This is a genomic window from Curtobacterium sp. RM9 (assembly GCF_054956955.1).
The window spans coordinates 1,674,515-1,694,411 of the sequence record NZ_CM143271.1 but is presented as its reverse complement, the minus strand read 5'-3'; the positions used below and the strand labels follow the sequence as shown (position 1 = coordinate 1,694,411).

The 19,897-nt window shown below is 71.5% G+C and carries 20 protein-coding genes; 4 read left to right on the top strand and 16 right to left on the bottom strand.

Annotation, left to right across the window (positions count from 1 at the left end; all coding sequences use genetic code 11):
• The 15 genes from secF to ybaK form a co-directional block, all read right to left on the bottom strand.
• Positions 1 to 1,014, bottom strand: coding sequence for a protein translocase subunit SecF (secF, locus tag ACY3FI_RS08060; protein ID WP_462550264.1), 1,014 nt, complete (start codon positions 1,012 to 1,014; stop codon positions 1 to 3).
• Complete coding sequence (secD, locus tag ACY3FI_RS08055) at positions 1,014 to 2,768, bottom strand: protein translocase subunit SecD (RefSeq protein WP_462550263.1); 1,755 nt, start codon at positions 2,766 to 2,768, stop codon at positions 1,014 to 1,016. Before secD ends, secF begins: the two co-directional genes overlap by 1 nt.
• A 90-nt stretch (positions 2,769 to 2,858) precedes the next feature.
• Positions 2,859 to 3,254, bottom strand: coding sequence for a preprotein translocase subunit YajC (locus ACY3FI_RS08050; protein WP_462550262.1), 396 nt, complete (start codon positions 3,252 to 3,254; stop codon positions 2,859 to 2,861).
• A gap of 94 nt (positions 3,255 to 3,348) precedes the next feature.
• Complete coding sequence (gene ruvB / locus ACY3FI_RS08045; RefSeq protein WP_462550261.1) at positions 3,349 to 4,389, bottom strand: Holliday junction branch migration DNA helicase RuvB; 1,041 nt, start codon at positions 4,387 to 4,389, stop codon at positions 3,349 to 3,351.
• The gene (gene ruvA, locus ACY3FI_RS08040; protein WP_462550260.1) at positions 4,386 to 5,006 is read right to left on the bottom strand and encodes a Holliday junction branch migration protein RuvA; all 621 of its coding nucleotides are present in this window, start codon (positions 5,004 to 5,006) and stop codon (positions 4,386 to 4,388) included. The genes ruvB and ruvA overlap by 4 nt, the downstream gene beginning before the upstream one ends.
• A complete protein-coding gene (gene ruvC, locus ACY3FI_RS08035; RefSeq protein WP_462550328.1) occupies positions 5,003 to 5,647 on the bottom strand; it encodes a crossover junction endodeoxyribonuclease RuvC in 645 nt (214 codons plus the stop codon). Before ruvC ends, ruvA begins: the two co-directional genes overlap by 4 nt.
• 6 nt (positions 5,648 to 5,653) lie before the next feature.
• Positions 5,654 to 6,418 (bottom strand): YebC/PmpR family DNA-binding transcriptional regulator, encoded by a 765-nt coding sequence (locus ACY3FI_RS08030; protein WP_462550259.1) that lies wholly within the window; start codon positions 6,416 to 6,418, stop codon positions 5,654 to 5,656.
• A gap of 93 nt (positions 6,419 to 6,511) precedes the next feature.
• The gene (gene pdxT / locus ACY3FI_RS08025; RefSeq protein ID WP_462550327.1) at positions 6,512 to 7,108 is read right to left on the bottom strand and encodes a pyridoxal 5'-phosphate synthase glutaminase subunit PdxT; all 597 of its coding nucleotides are present in this window, start codon (positions 7,106 to 7,108) and stop codon (positions 6,512 to 6,514) included.
• Complete coding sequence (pdxS, locus tag ACY3FI_RS08020) at positions 7,102 to 8,022, bottom strand: pyridoxal 5'-phosphate synthase lyase subunit PdxS (protein WP_462550258.1); 921 nt, start codon at positions 8,020 to 8,022, stop codon at positions 7,102 to 7,104. The genes pdxT and pdxS overlap by 7 nt, the downstream gene beginning before the upstream one ends.
• A 13-nt stretch (positions 8,023 to 8,035) precedes the next feature.
• Positions 8,036 to 8,731 (bottom strand): HIT family protein, encoded by a 696-nt coding sequence (locus tag ACY3FI_RS08015; protein WP_462550257.1) that lies wholly within the window; start codon positions 8,729 to 8,731, stop codon positions 8,036 to 8,038.
• Positions 8,731 to 10,752 (bottom strand): threonine--tRNA ligase, encoded by a 2,022-nt coding sequence (gene thrS, locus ACY3FI_RS08010; protein WP_462550256.1) that lies wholly within the window; start codon positions 10,750 to 10,752, stop codon positions 8,731 to 8,733. Before thrS ends, ACY3FI_RS08015 begins: the two co-directional genes overlap by 1 nt.
• A 61-nt stretch (positions 10,753 to 10,813) precedes the next feature.
• Positions 10,814 to 11,356, bottom strand: a complete 543-nt coding sequence (locus ACY3FI_RS08005; protein ID WP_462550255.1) for an adenine phosphoribosyltransferase — start codon at positions 11,354 to 11,356, stop codon at positions 10,814 to 10,816.
• 257 nt (positions 11,357 to 11,613) lie between these two features.
• Positions 11,614 to 11,850, bottom strand: a complete 237-nt coding sequence (locus ACY3FI_RS08000; protein ID WP_462550254.1) for a hypothetical protein — start codon at positions 11,848 to 11,850, stop codon at positions 11,614 to 11,616.
• A gap of 570 nt (positions 11,851 to 12,420) precedes the next feature.
• Positions 12,421 to 15,015 (bottom strand): ATP-dependent Clp protease ATP-binding subunit, encoded by a 2,595-nt coding sequence (locus tag ACY3FI_RS07995; protein WP_462550253.1) that lies wholly within the window; start codon positions 15,013 to 15,015, stop codon positions 12,421 to 12,423.
• Between the two features lie 115 nt (positions 15,016 to 15,130).
• Positions 15,131 to 15,616, bottom strand: a complete 486-nt coding sequence (gene ybaK / locus ACY3FI_RS07990) for a Cys-tRNA(Pro) deacylase (RefSeq protein ID WP_462550252.1) — start codon at positions 15,614 to 15,616, stop codon at positions 15,131 to 15,133.
• A gap of 67 nt (positions 15,617 to 15,683) precedes the next feature.
• Here ybaK and ACY3FI_RS07985 point away from each other — a divergent pair, with 67 nt between their 5' ends.
• Together ACY3FI_RS07985 and ACY3FI_RS07980 are read left to right on the top strand one after the other, a co-directional pair.
• Positions 15,684 to 15,968: a DUF6412 domain-containing protein gene (locus ACY3FI_RS07985; RefSeq protein WP_462550251.1), complete on the top strand. Its 285-nt coding sequence runs from the start codon at positions 15,684 to 15,686 to the stop codon at positions 15,966 to 15,968.
• A gap of 60 nt (positions 15,969 to 16,028) precedes the next feature.
• Complete coding sequence (locus tag ACY3FI_RS07980) at positions 16,029 to 16,766, top strand: YidC/Oxa1 family membrane protein insertase (RefSeq protein WP_462550250.1); 738 nt, start codon at positions 16,029 to 16,031, stop codon at positions 16,764 to 16,766.
• 39 nt (positions 16,767 to 16,805) lie between these two features.
• Here ACY3FI_RS07980 and ACY3FI_RS07975 read toward each other — a convergent pair whose 3' ends face one another.
• A complete protein-coding gene (locus ACY3FI_RS07975) occupies positions 16,806 to 17,009 on the bottom strand; it encodes a hypothetical protein (protein WP_462550249.1) in 204 nt (67 codons plus the stop codon).
• Between the two features lie 93 nt (positions 17,010 to 17,102).
• On the opposite strand from ACY3FI_RS07975, the gene ACY3FI_RS07970 reads away from it, so the two are divergent.
• Both ACY3FI_RS07970 and ACY3FI_RS07965 read left to right on the top strand, forming a co-directional pair.
• On the top strand, positions 17,103 to 18,026 hold the full coding sequence (locus tag ACY3FI_RS07970) for a hypothetical protein (protein ID WP_462550248.1): 924 nt from the start codon (positions 17,103 to 17,105) through the stop codon (positions 18,024 to 18,026).
• A gap of 260 nt (positions 18,027 to 18,286) precedes the next feature.
• On the top strand, positions 18,287 to 19,684 hold the full coding sequence (locus ACY3FI_RS07965) for an MFS transporter (protein WP_462550246.1): 1,398 nt from the start codon (positions 18,287 to 18,289) through the stop codon (positions 19,682 to 19,684).
• The last annotated feature ends 213 nt before the right edge of the window (positions 19,685 to 19,897 follow it).

Sequence of the window (19,897 nt, the reverse complement as noted above, 5' to 3'; positions counted from 1 at the left end):
TCAGGCGCCCGCCGTCGCGTCGACCTCGCGCTGCCGCTCGGTCTCGAGCTTCTTCGCCGCCGCGCGCTTCTTGGCGTCGGCTTCCTTGATCTTCGGCTCGTTCTCGCGCAGGTGGGCGTACATGGGCGATGCGATGAAGATCGTCGAGTAGGTGCCGACGATGATGCCGATGAAGAGCGCGAGCGAGATGTCGCGCAGGGTGCCCGCGCCGAGGACGTACGACCCGATGAAGAGGATCGCCGCGACCGGCAGCAGGGCCACCACGGAGGTGTTGATCGAGCGGACCAGCGTCTGGTTCACCGCGAGGTTGACCGACTGCACGAAGGTGCGGTGGGACTCGCGGCTGGTGTTCTCGCGCACCTTGTCGAACACGACGACGGTGTCGTACAGCGAGTAGCCGAGGATCGTCAGGAAGCCGATCACGGCCGCCGGGGTGACCTCGAGCCCCACGATGCCGTAGACACCGGCGGTGATGAGCAGGTCGTGCAGCAGCGCGGCCATCGCGGCGAGCGACATCTTCCAGGTGCGGAAGTACAGCGCCATGACCACCGCTGCGAGGGCGAGGAAGATCACCAGGCCGCGGATGGCCTGGTTCAGGACGTCGGCACCCCACGTCGCACCGATGTAGGTCGCGGCGACCTGGTCGTCGGACACGTCGTACGCCTTGGCCAGGGCGTCCTGCACCTCGGTCGTCTCGCGGTCCGTGAGCTGCTCGGTCTGCACCCGGATGCCGTCCTGGCCGACCTGGGAGACCCGCGGGACGCCCTCGGGGACGATCGACTCGACGGTGCGGGTCGCGATGGTCTGATCGAGGGTCTTCGCGTTCGAGATCGTGAACTCGGACCCGCCGGTGAACTCGATGCCGAGCTGGTAGCCGCCGCGGAGCCACGGCACCACGAGCGACACCACGATGACCACGAGGGCGACGAGGTACCAGGTCTTGCGTCGGCCGACGATGTCGTACGAGCGCTTCCCCGTGTAGAGGTCGCTGCCGAACTGGCTGAAGCTGGCCATCAGTCGTCCTTCCCGTCCGTCGTGGTGCCCTTGTCGGCGGCGGCCTGCTGGGCCTTCCGCTCGGCGATCGTCTGGCGGCGCTGCGCCTCGCCCGCGCTGCGCTGCTGGCGCTTGCCGTCGACCACGGGCGCGCGGAACTGCGCACGACCGCGGTACACGGCGCCGAGGGCGTTCGGGTCGAGCCCGCTGAACCTGTGGCCCTCGCCGAAGAAGCGGCTGCGGGCGATGAGCTGCATCATCGGGTGCGTGAAGAGCACGACCACGACGACGTCGATCAGGGTGGTGAGGAGCAGCGTGAACGCGAAGCCCTTCACGTCGCTGACCGCGAGCACGTAGAGCACGACCGCGGCGAGGAAGTTGATCGAGTCGGACGCGAGGATCGTGCGGAGGGCACGCTTCCAGCCGGACTCGACGGCGCTCTCGAGGCCGCGGCCGTCGCGCAGTTCGTCGCGGATGCGTTCGAAGTAGACGATGAACGAGTCCGCGGTGATGCCGATCGCGACGATCAGACCCGCGACGCCCGCCAACGAGAGCCGGTAGTCCACGCGCCACGACATGATCGCGATGACGAGGTACGTCAGTGCCGCCGCGACGCCCAGCGACAGGACCGTCACGAACGCGAGCGCGCGGTACTGGATGATCGAGTAGATGATCACCAGGATCAGCCCGATCAGACCGGCGACGAGGCCGCCGACGAGCTGGGCGGTGCCGAGCGTGGCCGAGATGTTCTCGTTCGACTGCACCTGGAAGTTGATCGGCAGCGCACCGTACTTGAGCTGGTCGGCGAGGGTCTTCGAGGTCTCCGCGGTGAAGTTGCCGGTGATCTGCGCCTTGCCGTTGGTGATCGCGGCGTTCGACGCCGGCGCCGTGATGACGGTGCCGTCGAGGACGATGGCGAACTGGTTCTGCGGCGCCTGGAGCTTCACGAGGCGGCTGGTGACGTCGCGGAAGTCGTCCGAGCTCTTGCCCTTGAACGTCAGGTTGACGGCCCACTGACCGGTCGTCGCACCCTGCGAGTCGGTCGCGAGGCCGGACGTCGCGTTGCTGATGCCCGAGCCGTTGACCTCGACCGGGCCGAGGATGTACTTCGCGGCACCGTCCTGGTCACACGTGACGAGGGGCTGGTCGTCGGGCGCCGTGGTGACGTCGTCCGGCGCCTTGCAGTTGTAGTTCGTGTAGAGGTCCTGCAGCGCCGGGGTGACCTGCGCGAGGTCGCTGCCGTTCGTCGGCTTCGCGCTCGGGGTGGCCTGCAGGGAGGCGGGCGGCGAGTACGGCGTCGGCGAGGCCGAGGAGCCGTCGGTGCCACCGACCGCGGTGTTGGTCGCGGCCTCCGTGTAGAGCACCGGACGGAAGGTGAGCTTGGCCGCCGCTTCGATGCGGTCGATCGTCGCCTTGTCCGGCTTGCCCGGGATGGAGACGACGATGTTGTTCGTCCCCTGCGTGTTGATCTGCGACTCCGAGACGCCGGTCGCGTTGATGCGCTGCCGGATGATGTTCACGGCCTGGTTGAGCTGCTGGCTCGTCACCGAACCGCCGGCCGTGTTCTGCGCCGCGAGCGTGAGCTGCGTGCCGCCCTGGAGGTCGAGCGCCAGTTCTGGGACCCAGCTCGCGCCGGCGAACCACTTGCCCGTGTCGTCCTTGGTGTTCGCCGCCAGCACCGACGCAGCGGTGTTGAGCCCGGCGAGGACGGCCATCAGGACCACCAACCAGGTGAGCGAGCGGATCGCCTTCTTGACGGGTGTCGATCGTGCCACCGGTCGTCTCGTCTTTCTGTCAGGACCGACGGCAGAGGACCGGCGGCAGGGTCAGGCCCCCGGGTCGGTGGACCCGGGGGCACAGGGAGGTCAGTCTTCGGTCTTGCGCTTCGTCGGGTCGACCTCGTCGACACGCTCGCCGTAGATCGGCTCACCGTTGAGCTCGGCGACGGGCTTCGGCGCGGCGGTCTCATCCTCCGGAGTGGCCGTGGTCTCGATGTCCGACGCGTTGTCGTCTACGACGCGGGAGAGCGTCTGCCGGTGCACGGTCACGACGGTGCCGGGAGCGATCTCGACGTCGGCGGTGACCTTCTCCTCGTTGACCGAGAGGAGGGTGCCGTAGAGGCCGAAGGACAGCATGACGCGGGCGCCCGGGAGCATCTTGTCCGCGAGCTCGGCCTGCTGCTTCTTGCGCTTCCGGCTGTTGTAGAACATGAAGGCAGCGAACGCCACGACGATGACGATGAGGATGGTTTCTTGACCCATGATGCGGTGCCTTCTCTGTTTGCTCGGTTTCGGGCCGTAGCAGTCTAGGGCACACGTCTGTGCGTGGCATGTCACCCTGAGCGCTGCGGTGGTGTCAGTCGGCGTCGTCCGCGTCGAACAGCCCCGGCAGCCCGCCGACGCCCTGCCCCGGCGTGATGCCGAAGTGCCGCCACGCCTGGGGGGTCGCGATCCGCCCGCGCGGGCTGCGGGTGACGAGGCCGACCCGCACGAGGAACGGTTCGACGACCGACTCGATGGTCTCCGGTTCCTCGCCGACGGACACCGCGAGGGTGTTCAGGCCGACCGGTCCGCCGTCGAAGCGCGTCAGCATCGTCTCGACGACGGCGCGGTCGAGGCGGTCGAGGCCGAGTTCGTCGACGTCGTACAGGTCGAGCGCGCCCTGCACCGCAGCCATGCCGTCCGTCGTCCGGTGCACGAGGGCGTAGTCACGGACCCGCCGGAGGAGACGGTTCGCGATGCGCGGGGTGCCACGGGAGCGCCCGGCGATCTCGCGGAGGGCGGATCGGTCCATCTGCAGTTCGAGCAGGTGCGCGGCCCGGATGAGGACCTGTTCGAGCTCGCCCTTCTCGTAGAACTCGAGGTGCGCGGTGAAGCCGAAGCGGTCGCGGAGCGGGTTCGGCAGCAGACCGGCGCGGGTGGTCGCGCCCACGAGGGTGAACGGGGCGAGGTCGAGCGGGATGCTCGTCGCGCCGGCACCCTTGCCGACCATGACGTCGATCCGGAAGTCCTCCATCGCGAGGTAGAGCATCTCCTCCGCGGAACGCGCCATCCGGTGGATCTCGTCGATGAACAGGACCTCGCCGGGCACGAGCGAGGAGAGCACCGCCGCCAGGTCGCCGGCGTGCTGGATCGCCGGGCCGCTCGACATCCGCAGCGGACGACCGGACTCGTGGGCCACGATCATCGCGAGGGTGGTCTTGCCGAGCCCGGGCGGGCCCGCCATCAGGATGTGGTCGGGCGTGCGGTCCTGCATCGCAGCGGCCTTGAGGAGCAGGTCGAGCTGGCCGCGGACCTTGCGCTGCCCGACGAACTCGTCGAGCGACTTCGGGCGGAGAGCACCCTCGAAGGCGAGTTCCTCCTGCGACTCGGGGTCGGCCGCGGTCAGCCCGCTCACCGGCCGGCCCCCGCAGGACGGAGCGCACCGAGCGCCGCACGCAGCAGCGCCTGGGTGCCCATCGCTGCCACGCCGGGCTCGTTCGCCACGGTGTCCTCGACCGCGCGGCGGGCGGCGTCCTCACGCCAGCCGAGACCGACGAGCGCGGTGACGACGTCCTCTGCAGCGGGGTGGGCGGATGCGCCGCCGGCCGAGACGGGCACGGTTGCCTGCTCGTAGGCGGCGAGCTTGCCGGAGAGGGCCACGATGATGAGCTTGGCGGTCTTCGGGCCGATGCCGGAGACCTTGCGGAAGGCGCCGTCGTCCTCGTGCGCGACGGCGTTGGCGACCTGCGCGGGATCGAGGTGGGCGAGCACGCCGAGTGCGGACTTCGGTCCGACGCCGGACACACCGCGGAGCAGGTCGAACACCTGCAGCGCCTCGGCGGTCTCGAAGCCGAACAGCAGGTGCTCGTCCTCGCGCACGATCATCGCCGTGCGCAGGAAGACCTCGGACCCGTGCCGCATGGTCAGGGCGTGAGCGGGCGTCACCGTGACGGCGTAGCCGACTCCCCCGACCTCGATCACGACGCTCGACCCGGCGACGTCGATGCAGGTGCCCCGGAGACTCGCGATCATGCCCCGAGCCTACGGGGCACCGCAGACGGCGCCGACGAGCCACGCGGCGAGCGGGCCGCGGCAGCGGCCGCGCGCGCGAGCGGCGAGTCGACCGTGCCGCCCTGTGCGTCGCGCCACGCGCGCTGTGCCGGGGTGAGGTTCGTGGGACGGGTGCCGAGCGTGTCGGGTGATCCGAGCCTCCAGGCATGGCACACGGCGAGGGCGAGCGCGTCGGCGGCGTCGGCTGGCTTCGGTGCCTCGTCGAGTCCGAGGACACGCGCGATCATGGTCTGCACCTGCCGCTTGTCGGCGTTGCCGTACCCGGTCACGGCGGCCTTCACCTCGGACGGCGTGTGCAGCCCGACCGGCAGGCCGCGCGCCGCGGCGGCGTGCAGCGCCAGGCCGGCCGCCTGCGCGGTCCCCATCACGGTCCGGACGTTGGCCTGTGCGAAGACGCGCTCGACCGCGACCGCCTCGGGACGGTGCTCGTCGATCTCGGCCGCGATGCCGTCGGCGATGCGCAGGAGCCGCTGCTCCAACGCCATGTCCGCGGGCGTCCGCACGACGGTCACGTGGACGAGCCGTGCGCGCCGGTTCGGTGCGACCTCGACCACGCCGACGCCGCACCGCGTGAGCCCGGGGTCGACCCCGAGCACGCGCAGCATCGGCTAGTCCTCGTCCTCGTCGAGCTCGGCCTGCACGTCGGCGGGGATGTCGAAGTTGGCGTAGACGTTCTGCACGTCGTCGCTGTCCTCGAGCGCGTCGATGAGCTTGAAGACCTTGCGCGCGGTGTCGGCGTCGACCGGCACCTTGACGCCGGGCACGAACTCGGCGTCGGCCGAGTCGTAGTCGATGCCGGCGTCCTGCAGCGCCGTCCGTGCCGCCACGAGGTCGCTCGCCTCGGTGATGACCTCGAAGCCGCCGCCCTGGTCGATGACGTCCTCGACACCGGCGTCGAGCACGGCCGTCATGACGGTGTCCTCGTCGAGGCCGTCGACCTTCGTCACCGAGATGACGCCCTTGCGGGAGAAGTTGTAGGCGACGCTGCCCGGGTCGGCCATCGTGCCGCCGTTGCGGGACATCGCCGTCCGGACCTCGGCCGCGGCGCGGTTCTTGTTGTCGGTGAGGCACTCGATGAGCATCGCGACGCCGTTCGGGGCGTAGCCCTCGTACATGATCGTCGTGTACTCGATCGACTCACCGGTCAGGCCGGCGCCGCGCTTGATGGCGCGGTCGATGTTGTCGTTCGGCACCGAGGTCTTCTTGGCCTTCTGGACGGCGTCGACCAGGGTCGGGTTGCCCGACAGGTCCGCGCCGCCCATCTTCGCGGCGACCTCGATGTTCTTGATGAGCTTGGCGAACGACTTCGCACGGCGCTGGTCGATGACCGCCTTCTTGTGCTTGGTCGTTGCCCACTTGGAATGCCCGGACACGGTGCTCCTTGCGTCTAGCCGAAAATCCGGTCCAGTCTACCGGCCGCCAGGCGCGGAACGCCGCCGCCCCGCGGGTCGCGTCGCGCGGTCGGGTCAGGCGGAGCGGACGAGGTCGAGGAACCGGCGGTGGAAGCGGTCCTCCCCCGCGACCTCGGGGTGGAACGCACTCGCGAGCACGTTCCGCTGCTGCACCGCGACGACCTGTCCGTCGGCCAGCGCCCCGAGGACCTCGACGCCCTCGCCGTGCTGTTCCACCACGGGCGCGCGGATGAAGACCGCGTGCACCGGGGCGTCGCCGAGGGCCGGCATCGGGATGTCGGTCTCGAAGGAGTCGTTCTGGCTGCCGAAGGCGTTCCGGCGCACGGTCGTGTCGAGCACGTCGAGGGTCTGCTGCCCCGGGATGCCCGCGGCGATCCGGGAGGACAGCATGATCATCCCGGCGCAGGTGCCGTACGCGGGCAACCCGCCGCGGATCGCGGCACTGAGCGGCTCGGCGACGCCGAACGTGCGGGACAGCTTGTCCATCACGCTCGACTCACCGCCGGGGATCACGACGCCGTCGAGGGCGTCGATCTCCTCCGGACGACGGAGCGGCACCACGTCGGCGCCGAGCTCCGTCAGCGAGGCGATGTGCTCGCGGAAGTCGCCCTGCAGCGCGAGGACCCCGATGCGGGGTCGGGCGCTCACCAGCCGCGCTCGGCGAGACGGTGCGGGGCGGGGACGTCGGCGACGTTGATGCCGACCATCGCCTCGCCGAGACCGCGGGAGACCTCGGCGATGACCTTCGGGTCGTCGTGGAACGTGACGGCCTTGACGATCGCCGCCGCACGCTTCGCCGGGTCGCCCGACTTGAAGATGCCGGAGCCGACGAACACGCCGTCCGCGCCGAGCTGCATCATCATCGCGGCGTCGGCCGGGGTGGCGACACCACCGGCGGTGAAGAGCACGACCGGGAGCTTGCCGGTCTGCGCGACCTCCTTCACGACGTCGAACGGGGCCTGCAGTTCCTTCGCGGCGACGTAGAGCTCGTCCTCCTTGAGGTGGCGGAGGGCCGCGATCTCCTTCGAGATCGTGCGGATGTGCTTGGTGGCCTCGGACACGTCACCGGTGCCGGCCTCGCCCTTGGAACGGATCATCGCCGCGCCCTCGGTGATGCGACGGAGCGCCTCGCCCAGGTTCGTGGCACCGCAGACGAAGGGGGTCGTGAAGTTCCACTTGTCGATGTGGTTGACGTAGTCGGCGGGCGACAGGACCTCGGACTCGTCGATGTAGTCGACGCCGAGCTCCTGGAGGACCTGGGCCTCGACGAAGTGGCCGATGCGGGCCTTGGCCATGACGGGGATCGACACCGAGGCGATGATCTCCTCGATCATCGACGGGTCGGACATGCGGGCGACGCCGCCCTGCGCGCGGATGTCGGCGGGGACGCGCTCGAGGGCCATGACGGCGGTCGCGCCGGCTTCCTCGGCGATGCGGGCCTGCTCGGCGTCGACGACGTCCATGATGACGCCGCCCTTGAGCATCTCCGCGAGGCCGCGCTTGACGCGGTCGGAGCCGGTGATCGAGGTGCCGTTGGTGCCCGAGGTGCTGGTGCTGTCGCTCATGATGCGGACCATCCTAGTCCGCAGCGGGCCACCCTTCGGCGACGAGTCGGCGGGTCTCGCCGAGGAGCTGCGACATCGACTTCGTCCGGGCGATGATCGGGAAGAAGTTCGCGTCCGACGCCCAGCGCGGCACGATGTGCTGGTGCAGGTGTGCGGCCACCCCGGCGCCGGCGACCTCGCCCTGGTTCATGCCGATGTTGAAGCCGTCGCAGTGCGACACCGCCCGGAGTACCCGCATCGCGGTCTGGGTCAGCTCGGCGATCTCGCGGGTCTCGTCCGCCGTCGCCTCGTCGTAGAGCGGGACGTGGCGGTAGGGGCAGACGAGCAGGTGGCCGTTGTTGTACGGGTACAGGTTGAGCAGGACGTACGCGTGTTCACCACGGGCGACGATCAGGGCGTCCTCGTCCGACTTCCGCGGTGCCTCGCAGAACGGGCAGTCGTCCCGGTGTCCGCGGCCTTCGCCGTCGCGGCCGGCGTCGATGTACGCCATCCGGTGCGGGTTCCACAGGCGCTGGAAGGCGTCCGGCACCGCGGCGCCGGTCGCGGCGTCGCGGATCACCAGCGGGTCGTCGGCGCCGCCGGTCCCGGCGGCACCGACGGGAGCACCGACCGGAGCCGACGTGTGGGTCGCACCGGGGGCCCCGGAGCCGGCCACGTCGACGACGTGACCGGTCCCGGGGACAGGGTCCGTGCCTCCCGTGCGGTCCATCAGACCTGCGCGCGCTCGCGGATGGCGGTGAGGATGCGGTCGACCGCCTCGTCCACCGGCACGCCGTTGTCCTGTCGACCGTCACGGAACCGGAACGAGACCGCCCCGGCGTCGCGGTCGTCGCCACCGGCGATGAGCTGGAACGGCACCTTCGCCTTGGTGTGCGTGCGGATCTTCTTCTGCATCCGGTCGTCGGAGTGGTCGACCTCGGCGCGGACGCCGTGCGAACGCAGCTTCGCGACGACCTCGTCGAGGTAGTCGCCGTACTCCGCCGCGACCGGGATCGCGACGACCTGCACCGGCGACAGCCACGCCGGGAACGCACCCGCGTAGTGCTCGGTCAGGACGCCGAAGAAGCGCTCGATCGAGCCGAACAGGGCGCGGTGGATCATCACCGGGCGCTGCCGGGAGCCGTCCGGGGCCGTGTACTCGAGCTCGAAGCGCTCCGGCAGGTTGAAGTCGAGCTGCACGGTCGACATCTGCCAGGTGCGGCCGATCGCGTCACGCGCCTGCACCGAGATCTTCGGGCCGTAGAAGGCCGCACCCGCCGGGTCCGGGACGAGCTCGAGGCCGGACTCCTCGGCGACCTCGCGGAGGGTGTTCGTCGCGACCTCCCACACGTCGTCGTCGCCGACGTACTTCTCCGGGTCCTTCGTGGAGAGCTCGAGGTAGAAGTCGTCGAGGCCGTAGTCGCGCAGCAGCGAGAGCACGAACTGGAGCGTCGTGGTGAGCTCCTCCTTCATCTTCTCCTGCGTGGTGAAGATGTGGGCGTCGTCCTGGGTCATGCCGCGCACGCGGGTCAGGCCGTGGATCACGCCGGACTTCTCGTTGCGGTAGACCGTGCCGAACTCGAACATCCGCAGGGGCAGGTCGCGGTAGGACCGGGCCTGCGAGCGGTACGCCAGGATGTGCATCGGGCAGTTCATCGGCTTGAGGTAGTAGTCCGCCCCCTGCCGGGTGACGTTGCCGTCCTCGTCGTGCGCCTCGTCCATGTGCATGGCCGGGAACATGCCGTCCTTGTACCAGCCGAGGTGGCCCGACTGCTCGAACAGGTCGCCCTTGGTGATGTGCGGCGTGTAGACGAAGGAGTAGCCCTCCTGCTCGTGCCGACGGCGCGAGTAGTCCTCCATCTCGCGGCGGATGATGCCGCCCTTCGGGTGGAAGATCGCCAGACCGGAACCGATCTCGTCGGGGAACGAGAACAGGTCGAGCTCGGCACCGAGCTTGCGGTGGTCGCGCTTCGCTGCCTCTTCGAGACGGAGCTGGTAGGCCTTCAGGTGGTCCTTGTCCGGCCACGCGGTGCCGTAGATGCGCTGGAGCTGCGGGTTCTTCTCAGAGCCGCGCCAGTACGCCGCCGCGACGCGCATGAGCTTCGAGGCGTTGCCGATCCACCGGGTGTGCGGGACGTGCGGGCCGCGGCAGAGGTCCTGCCAGACGACCTCGCCGGACTTCGGGTCGACGTTCTCGTACACGGTCAGCTCGCCGGCGCCGACCTCGACGCTCTCGCCGGAGTCTCCGGCTTCGGCGGCGCCCTTCAGGCCGATGAGCTCCTGCTTGTAGGGCTCCCCCGCCATGCGCTCGCGTGCTTCGTCGTCGGTCACGACGACGCGACGGAAGCGCTGGGCCTGCTTGACGATGCGGTCCATGCCCTTCTCGATCGCCTTGAGGTCTTCGGGCGTGAAGGGCTCGGCGACGTCGAAGTCGTAGTAGTAGCCGTCGGTGACGGGCGGGCCGATGCCGAGCTTGGCGTCGGGGTTGATCTGCTGCACGGCCTGCGCGAGCACGTGTGCGGCCGAGTGGCGGAGGATGTCGAGCCCGTCCTGCTCCTGCAGGGTCACGGCCTCGGCGGTCTCGCCGGCCTGCACGTCGGCCGCCAGGTCCTTGAGGACGCCGCCGACGCGGATGGCGACGACCCCGCGCTCACCGTCGAAGAGCTCGGTGCCCGTCGTGGTCGTCGTCGCGGTGCGGGGCTCGGGTGCCTGGGGCAGGTCTGCGGGCTCGGGTGCGACTGCATCGGTCACGATCGTGGTGCTCCTCGGTCGGTTCAGGGGTGGGTCAAGACTAGTGCGCGGCCGCGGGCGTTCAGGCGGGGACGCGACCGAGCGTGGTGACGGGCAGACGCGGCTCGAGGCGCTCCCGACCGGCGAGGCCGTCGAGCTCGAGCAGCGACGCGAAGCCGATGGCCTCGTACCCGGCGCGTTCGAGCAGGGTGACGGTGGCCGCGGCGGTCCCCCCGGTCGCCAGGACGTCGTCGACGACGAGCACCCGCGTGCCCTGCGGCAGCTGCCCCGGGCGCAGTTCGAGCTCGGCCTCGCCGTACTCGAGCGCGTACTGCTCGCTGAGGACCTCGCCGGGGAGCTTGCCGGCCTTCCGCACGGTCAGCACGCCGACCTGGTGCTGCGCCGCGATCCCGCCGGCGAGGGCGAACCCGCGCGCCTCGATCCCGGCGACGGCCTGGAACCCGCCGCCGATCGCGAACGGCGCCGCGAGGGCCTCGCACACCCGCCCGAACGCCACCGGGTCGGAGAAGACCGGGGTCACGTCGCGGAACAGGATGCCCGGCTTCGGGAAGTCCGGGACGATGGCGGTGAGGCGTTCGACGAGTGCAGCAGCGGTTTCGGTCACCACACAACGGTACGGGAGGCGCGGGGTGCATCGTGCCCGCCGGCTGCGGCACGCGGGTGGCCGGCCCGCCCGCGGGCCGGATCGCGAGTGGCGCCGCCGCGGGTGGCGCTGGCGGGAGTCGCACCGGCGCGAGTCGCGCTGGCGCGGTTGGCACGCGAGAGCGACAGATCTGCCCGGGAGGACCGGGGAGATCTGTCGCCCTCACGGAGGGGTTGCTGCCGCGCCCGCGGCAGGCCGACCGGAACGGCTGCGGCGCGTCAGCGCCACATCCGCATGGCGGCGCCCTGCACGAGGACGGCGAGCTCGCGCTCGCGCAGCTCACGCTCGAGCCGCTGCCGCGTGGCGAAGTCGACCGACGGTCGCACGCGGTGCGTCCGACGACTCCAGATGATCAGGGACATGCCGACACGCAGGGCGATGCGGTCGGCCAGGGACACGCGCCGCTGCGGTGCGACGGTGTCGGGCGGACGGATGGACGTGGTCTTCGAGGACACGGTGGTTCGCTTTCGGACGGGACGCCCGGGAACGGGCGCGACGGATCGACCCGGGATGCGGGCACGGAAGAAGACGCCCGGGAAGGGGCGCACGGGAAATGCAGGAATGCAGCGCGGTGCATTCCGCAACGGTTCCGGAACGGAACGGAGAACGAGCAGCCGGAGAACGCAGGCGCCGCAGGGTCAGCCGATTCCGATGCGACCCGGACCGCGCATTCTCCGCAGACCGATCAGACCGGACGGGCCGGGATCGAACGCGGAGCGCGAGCAGGGGCAGCGGACCCCGACGGAGCGGGGACGGCAGGTGTCGACCGGTGCGGGACGCCCGAGGTCAGCGGACCAGGAGCGAGGTGCAGCTGGTCCCACGGGTTCCACGGAACGGGGTCGTCGTGGTCATGAACATGGTCAGCCCCCTCTCTCGGTCTCGTGCTGACGTGGTGTGCTCGTGAACACTATCCACATTCCCAGCACCCCCGCAACCCATTTCTCGGAACCGTTCCGAGCGCATTCCTGCACGCGCAGGACGGCCCCGGTACCGATCCGGTACCGGGGCCGTTCTCGATGCGCCGACTAGACCGTCGCAGGCACCTCGACGCGGGCGACGAGCGCGTCGTCGACGACGTCGATCCGAACGGTGTCGCCGCCGTGCACCTGCTCGTCCACCACGAGGGTCGCGATGCGGTCGTCGACCTCACGCTGGATCAGGCGGCGGAGCGGGCGGGCGCCGTACTCCGGCTCGTAGCCGTGCTCGGCGAGCCAGTCCGTCGCGGCGTCCGACACCGAGAGCGTCATGTCCTGCGCGAGCAGGCGGAGCGCGGTGTCCTGCAGCAGCAGGTCGACGATCGACCGGAGCTGCGAGCGCTCGAGCTTGCGGAACAGGACGATGTCGTCGATCCGGTTGATGAACTCCGGCCGCATCGACTCGCGGAGCTTGCCCATCACCCGGGCCCGCAGGTCGTCCTCCGCGTACCCGCCGTCGGACCCGACCGGAGCGAAGCCGAGGGCACCGGAGCGCGACGCGAGGAACTCGGACCCGATGTTCGAGGTCATGATGACGACCGTGTTCCGGAAGTCGACCGTCCGCCCCTGGCCGTCGGTGAGCCGACCGTCGTCGAGCACCTGCAGCAGCAGGTTGAAGACGTCCGGGTGCGCCTTCTCGACCTCGTCGAGCAGCACGACCGAGTACGGGTTGCGGCGCACGCGCTCGGTCAGCTGCCCGGCCTCGTCGTAGCCGACGTACCCCGGAGGGGCACCGACCAACCGCGAGACGGTGTGCCGCTCCCCGAACTCGCTCATGTCGAAGCGCAGCATCGCGGACTCGTCCCCGAACAGCGACCCCGCCAGGGCCTTCGCGAGCTCGGTCTTGCCGACGCCCGTGGGGCCGAGGAACAGGAAGCTGCCGACCGGGCGACGCGGGTCGCCCATGCCGGTCCGGCTGCGCCGGACGGCGGTCGCGATCGCGCGCACCGCCTCGTCCTGGCCGACGACGCGCTCGTGGAGCTCGTCCTCCAGGGAGGCGAGGCGCGTGCGGTCACCCTGGGACAGGCGGGTGGCGGGGATGCCGGTGGCGCGTGCCACCACCTCCGCGACGTCGGCCTCGGTGATCACCCGGTCGGCGGGCGTCGGACGGGAGGCGCGACCGGCGTCACCCTCCGAGGCTGCGGTGATCCGCGCCTCCAGTCCGTCGATCTCGTCGCGCAGGCGCGACGCCTCCTCGTACTGCTCCTCGGCGACCGCCGCGTCCTTGGACGCGCTCAGCGTCGCCACCTGGGCACGGAGCGCCTCGACGTCCACATCGCCCGACAGGGCGAGGCGGCGGCGGGCACCGGCCTGGTCGATCAGGTCGATCGCCTTGTCCGGCAGATGCCGGTCGGTGACGTAGCGGTGCGACAGCTCGACCGCGGCCCGCAGGGCCTCGGCGGTGTAGGTCACCTCGTGGTGCTCCTCGTACCGAGGAGCGAGGCCGGTGAGGATCGCGACCGCGTCCTCGACGCTCGGCTCCCCGACCGTGACCGGCTGGAAGCGGCGCTCGAGTGCGGCGTCCTTCTCGATCCGGCGGTACTCCGCGAGGGTCGTCGCGCCGACGAGGTGCAGTTCGCCGCGAGCGAGGCGGGGCTTGAGGATGTTGCCGGCGTCCATCGAGCCGCCCTCGCCGCCGCCACCGGCGCCGACGACCGTGTGGAGCTCGTCGACGAAGACGATCAGCTCGTCCGCGTGCGCGGCGATCTCGTCCATCGCCTTCGTCAGGCGCTCCTCGAAGTCGCCGCGGTACCGGGTGCCGGAGAGCATGGCGGCGAGGTCGAGCGCGACCACGCGCTTGCCCTGGAGCAGCACGGGCACGTCACCGTCGGCGATGCGCTGGGCGAGGCCCTCGACGATGGCCGTCTTGCCGACGCCGGGCTCGCCGATCAGGACGGGGTTGTTCTTGGCGCGACGGAGCAGGATCTCGACGGTCTGCTCGATCTCGTCGGCGCGGCCGACCACCGGGTCGATGCGGCCCTCGCGGGCGCGCTCGGTGAGGTCGGTGCCGAACTGGTCGAGCGTCGGGGTCTCGCTCGTCGTCTCGGTCGCGGCGTCGGTGGTTCCCGGCATGGGGCGCCCCTCTCGTGCTGCTGCCGCGGCCTGCTGGGCGTGGTCCTGCATGACCTGCGGGGTGACCCCGGCACTCGCGAGCAGCTGCCCGGTGACGGTGTCCTGGTCCATGACGAGCGCGAAGAAGACGTGCTCGGGGTCGGTGTACGTGCTGCCGAAGCCGCGCGCGGCCTGCGTGGCCTCGACGAGGATCCGCTGAGCGGTGCCGGTCAGGGCGGGGCGGCCGGTCGGCTCGGGCACGGTGTCGCGAGCCATCGGCAGCCGCTGCTCGACCTCGGCGGCGAACTGCTCCGGGTCGACGCCGGCGTGCCGGAGCACGGCGGTGAAGGGCTCGGTGCGGACGAGCACGTGCAGGATGTGCAGTGCGTCGACCTCGTGCTGCCCCTGCTCGACGGCGTACTCCGCCGTGCGCTGCAGCAGGTCGTGGGTACGGCGGCTGAGCAGCCGTGTGATGTCGACCGGGCGTCCCAGCGGTACGGATCGCTGGGCGCCGGTGTTCTGGGCCGCGAGGAGACGCGCCAGGAACTCGTCGAACGAGTCACTGCCGCTGGTCGGGCCGAACGTCTCTGGCAACGGGACCTCCTGGGAACTTGAGTGCCTTCGACTCAATGCAACGCAGGAGGAGCGGGACCATTCCCGTCCGCGCGGAGAACTTGCGGCGACCTGACTCAGGTCCGGAGGGCGGGGGTCAGGTGCGTGCGATCGGGGCGGTGACCGCCTCGGTGACGCGCACGAGGTCCACCGGAGCCACCTCGATGTCGAACCCGCGACGGCCGCCGGACACGAAGACCGTCGTGTAGCCGAGCGCCGACTCGTCGACCACGGTCCGCAGCCGGGTCTTCTGCCCCACCGGGCTGATGCCGCCCACGACGTACCCGGTGCGCTTCTCGGCGAGGGCCGGCTGCGCGAGCGTCGCCTTCTTGCCGCCGAGGGCCGCCGCGATCGCCTTGAGGTCGAGCCGGTTCGCCACCGGCACGATCGCCACCGCGAGGGCGCCGTCCACCGACACCACGAGGGTCTTGAAGACCTGCTCCTCGCGGAGGCCGAGCGCGGCGGCGGCCTCCTCACCGAAGTTCGTGGCGGTCTCGTGGTGCTCGTACACGTGCGGGGTGAACGGGATCCCCGCCCGCTCCAGGGCGAGGGTCGCTGGGGTGCTCGGCGAACCTGCGGTCATGCCTGTGATCCTGCCCGGCCGGGTGCGCCGCCCGAGCGCGGCGCGCGGGGCTTACGCTGATCGGACCATGACCGTCGTCGAGTTCCTCCTCCGCTGCTGCGCGGTGCTGGTGCTCGGTGACCCCTCGGTCGGGGCGCTCCCGCTCGTCGCCGTCGCCACCCTCGGGCTCACCGCCGTCGCGGTCGCCGTGCTCGTCGCACGGCTCCTCGCCGTCGTGCTCGGTCTGGACGCCGGGCGGGCGGTGCCGCCGGAGCGCGGGCCGGAGGACCTCGTCACGAGGATCGCCTGGAGCCACCCCGACGCGGACGGGCACACGCGATCGCGGGCCCCGGGAGCGACGCTGCCGGCCTGACCACCGATCGGTGGTGCAGGCCGCACGAGCGACCTCTCCACCTCGACCGATCGGAACCCCATGGACCTCTCCACCCTGCCCCTCATCGGGCCGCTGCTGCACGCCGGCGCCGACCTGCTCACCGCCCTCACGGGGATGCTCTCCCCCGTCGCCGGGGACCTGGCGGCCGCCGCCGCGGTCGTGCTCCTCACCCTCGCCGTCCGCGCCGTCCTCGTGCCGCTCGCCGTGCTCCAGGTCCGGGCCGAGCGCGACCGACGACGGCTCGCGCCCCGGATCGCCGAGCTCCGGGAGCGGTACGGCAAGGACGCCGAGCGGCTGCAGCGTGCGCTGCAGCAACTCCACACCGACGAGCGGGTCTCCCCCTTCGCGGGGTGCCTGCCGGTGCTCGCGCAGGCACCGGTGCTCTCACTCGTCTACGCCCTGTTCTCGCACGCCTCGATCGACGGCGCCGCGAACGTCCTGCTCGCGGCGACGCTCGCCGGAGTCCCGCTCGGACACTCGCTCGTCGCCGTCGTGACCTCGCCGCTCTGGCTGCACGCCTGGGTGGTCGTGCTGCTGCTCGCGGTGCTCGCCGTCCTCGTCGAGCTCTCACGGCGGGCGAACGCGCGGTGGGTGCCGGCGGTCGCGCCGGACCCGACCGTGCCGGGGGCGGCGGCGAGTGCGGCGATCGGGCGGTGGGCACCGTTCGTCACCGTGGTGTTCGCGGCGATCGCACCGCTCGCGGCAGCGCTCTACGTGGTCACGAGTGCGGCGTGGACGCTCGGGGAGCGGGCGGTGCTGCGGCGGGTGCTGCGGTAGCGCGGACGGCGCCGTCGGACCGCACCGCCAGCGGAGGGGTCAGCCGCCCTGGCCCTCCTGCTGTGGGCCCTGGTCGACCGGGTCGTACTCGGTGCCGCGGCCCTGCTCCTCCTCCGGGAGGGGGACGTGCCGCTCCGTCCCGCTCCCGCCCGGGCTCGTCGCGACGTAGTCGGCCTCGCCCGACTGGGTGTCGTGGCTCAGCGGCTCGAGGGTCTCCGGGTCGGTGTCGTGCTTGTCGCTCATCCGCCCCGTCTACGCCCCTCGCACTGGGTGAACGCGGGCAGCGGCACGGTGGGACGATGGAGCGGTCCGCACCGATCGGACGAGGAGCGCAGCATGGCCGACGACGACGTCGCAGCGGAACGAGCACGACTCGAGGCGCTCGCCTGGGGTGCGGACGTCCGACCGGAGGACGCGGCGGCGGCGCGGCTCGCGCTCGCCGGGTCCGACGCGCAACGGTCGCCCGGTGCGGTGGGGCGGCCGGGAGGCGCGGAGCGCGTCGGCCGCGGCGGTGCGGTCCCGACGGGTCGGCCAGGAGGCGCTGGCCTGGACGGCGGGGCGGGCGCGACTCCGGTGCGCACCGGTTCCGCGACGCACGCCGGGTCCTCCGATCGGACGACGGACGGTGCCGACCAGGGCGAGGACGAGCGTGGTGCTGCCGAGTCGGAACGCGCCCTGGAGCCGGTGGACGACGGACAGCACGGTGACGGTGGAGGTGCTGGGCGCCTCCAGGACGGTCCGCAGGGCTGGCGGACGCGGCTCGCCGGACTGGTCGGCCCCGGGCGTCGCGGTGCGTGGACCGTGGTCGGGGCGGCCGCGGCGGTCGCCGTGGCGTTCGCCGCGGGAACGCTCGTGGGGACGACGCGGGCGGAACCGGCGGCAGCGCCCACGGTCACCCCGACGGCGGGCGCGATCACGCTCGAGGACGTGCTCGATGCGCCGCAGACGTACGCCGACCAGCTGCCCGGAGCCGTCGAAGCGCCGATCAGCCTGCGGTCGACCCGCCTGATCTTCTCGAACCGGGCGCTCGACGGCAGCACCTTCGCCACGCCGTGGAGCGTCTGGGCGGGGGTCGGCACGGACCGGTCGACGATCTGCCTCGTGGCGACGGCGAACCGCATCGAGTCGACGTCGGCGTGCTACCCCCGGCAGGACGCGCTGCACGGTTCGGTGTCGCTGTCCGCGCAGTCGATGAGCGGCACGCTGACGTTGACGCTCCGCGGCGGCGGGGTGCAGGGGACGGTCACGAACGCGGACTGACCGGCCACGTCGATCGTGGCCCGTTGGAGCGCTCCGAAGAATCTCCTGCGAGGCCTCGCGCGATCCGGATGCGCCGTGCAACACTGGAAGAGCGCACTCGCCGTGGAGTCGTCACCACATCATCCACACAGCGGGTCCGAGCCGGGCAGAACCGGTCCTCGACCCGAGCGAGCGCGCCCCGCACGACCGGCTCCGGCCGATCGACCACGCCGTCACGGCGTCGTCGCGCGCTCCACCGTTCCCCGGAGGAGGTCAGCAGCGTGTCCACCAACACCACCACCTCGGCCGTGTCCACGCACACGCGGCCGATCACCGTCACCAGCGGGTCGATCGTCGGCATCGCCGTCCTCGGTCTCGCCACGTTCTTCGCGATCACGACCGAGCTCATGCCCGTCGGGTTGCTCGGTCCGATGAGCACCGACCTGGGCGTGTCCGAGTCGACGATGGGGATCGTCGTCACCGTGTACGCGGCGGCCGTCGCGGTCCTCGCGTTGCCGCTGACCTCGTTCACGGCACGGCTCCCCCGCAAGACCGTGCTCGTCGCGACCCTGGTCGGGTACACGCTGTCGAACGTCATGGTCGCGGTCGCGCCGAGCTTCGCCGTCGTGTGTGCCGGTCGGGTCGTCGGCGGCGTCGCGCACGCCCTCTTCTTCTCCGTCGCGTCCGCCTACGCCACGCGCATCGTCCCGCCGCGACTCGCGGGTCGAGCCATCGCGTTCGTCTACTCGGGCAGCTCGCTCGGGTTCGTGATCGGCGTGCCGGTCGCAACCTGGGTCGCGCAGTCCATCGGCTGGCGCCCGGCGGTCGGCGCGGTCGCCGTCGCCGCTGCGGCGCTCGCGGTCGTCGCGCTGCTCTTCCTGCCGGCGGTGCGCGGCACCGCGTCGCCGCACATCGGTTCGCCGCGCGCCTGGGCCCGGACCGGTCTGCTGTCGGTCGTGGTCGCCGACCTCCTGCTCTTCGCCGGACACTACGTCGTCTACACCTACGTCGGGCCGTACACGATCGACGCCGGACTCGATGCCGGGATGGTCAGCGGCGCACTGCTGGTGCTCGGCGGCACCGGGGTCGTCGGGCTCTGGCTCGCCGGGGTCTTCGTCGACAAGGCCCCGCGGCAGACGCTCGTCGTCGCCGTCGCCGTGATGGCGCTCGCGCTCGGCGTCATGCCGTTCGTGCACGGCTCCCTCGTCGGCACGATGGTCGTCGCCGGGGTGTGGATGGCAGCCAACGGCACCACGGGCACGCTCTTCATGGCGGCGGCGATCCGGACCGGCGGCGTCTCCCCCGACATCGCCGGCGCGCTCGTCAACGGAGCGTCGAACATCGGGATCGCGGGCGGCGCGGCGATCGGTGGGCAGGCGCTCGGGATCGTCGGGCTGCAGTTCCTGCCGATGGCCGGGGCGGTCGTGCTCGTCGGCGCGCTGAGCGTCGTGGTCCTGGCCCGTCGGGGCTTCCCGGTGCACTCCCACGTGCAGGAGCACCTGTCGACGTCGTCGATCGAGGCGATCACGTCCTCGCTCGCGGTCGTCACGACGTCGGTGCCGGTGGTGGGTCGGGCGATCCAGACGATGACGGGGTCGATCGGCGTCGTGACCGGGGCCGTGCGGACGCGGTCCGGGTCGAGCACGGCGACGGGGTCGGTCGGCACGCAGCGCGGCTGAGGCCCGCGGGCGCACGTGCCGCCGGCCCTCCGCGTCGTCGAGCGTGCACGATCCGTCACACTCGGACCGGCATGGCGACAGGTCGTGCGCGTCGGGCGAACGCGAGCGGCGTGTCCCGCACGCTCGGGCGCCGGTGGCACACCTCCCGCCCACGGTCCCGGTCGCACGACGTGCCGCGCGGGCGTTCCGGTCGCACGACGCGTCGTCGGGCGC

Bases quoted from the DNA above. Each gene is read 5' to 3' on its own strand.
- secF (WP_462550264.1), bottom strand. From the start codon at position 1,014: ATGGCCAGCTTCAGCCAGTTCGGCAGCGACCTCTACACGGGGAAGCGC.
- ACY3FI_RS08050 (WP_462550262.1), bottom strand. From the start codon at position 3,254: ATGGGTCAAGAAACCATCCTCATCGTCATCGTCGTGGCGTTCGCTGCC.
- ruvA (WP_462550260.1), bottom strand. From the start codon at position 5,006: ATGATCGCGAGTCTCCGGGGCACCTGCATCGACGTCGCCGGGTCGAGC.
- pdxS (WP_462550258.1), bottom strand. From the start codon at position 8,022: ATGAGCGACAGCACCAGCACCTCGGGCACCAACGGCACCTCGATCACC.
- ACY3FI_RS08015 (WP_462550257.1), bottom strand. From the start codon at position 8,731: ATGGACCGCACGGGAGGCACGGACCCTGTCCCCGGGACCGGTCACGTC.
- ybaK (WP_462550252.1), bottom strand. From the start codon at position 15,616: ATGACCGCAGGTTCGCCGAGCACCCCAGCGACCCTCGCCCTGGAGCGG.
- ACY3FI_RS07985 (WP_462550251.1), top strand. From the start codon at position 15,684: ATGACCGTCGTCGAGTTCCTCCTCCGCTGCTGCGCGGTGCTGGTGCTC.
- ACY3FI_RS07980 (WP_462550250.1), top strand. From the start codon at position 16,029: ATGGACCTCTCCACCCTGCCCCTCATCGGGCCGCTGCTGCACGCCGGC.
- ACY3FI_RS07975 (WP_462550249.1), bottom strand. From the start codon at position 17,009: ATGAGCGACAAGCACGACACCGACCCGGAGACCCTCGAGCCGCTGAGC.
- ACY3FI_RS07970 (WP_462550248.1), top strand. From the start codon at position 17,103: ATGGCCGACGACGACGTCGCAGCGGAACGAGCACGACTCGAGGCGCTC.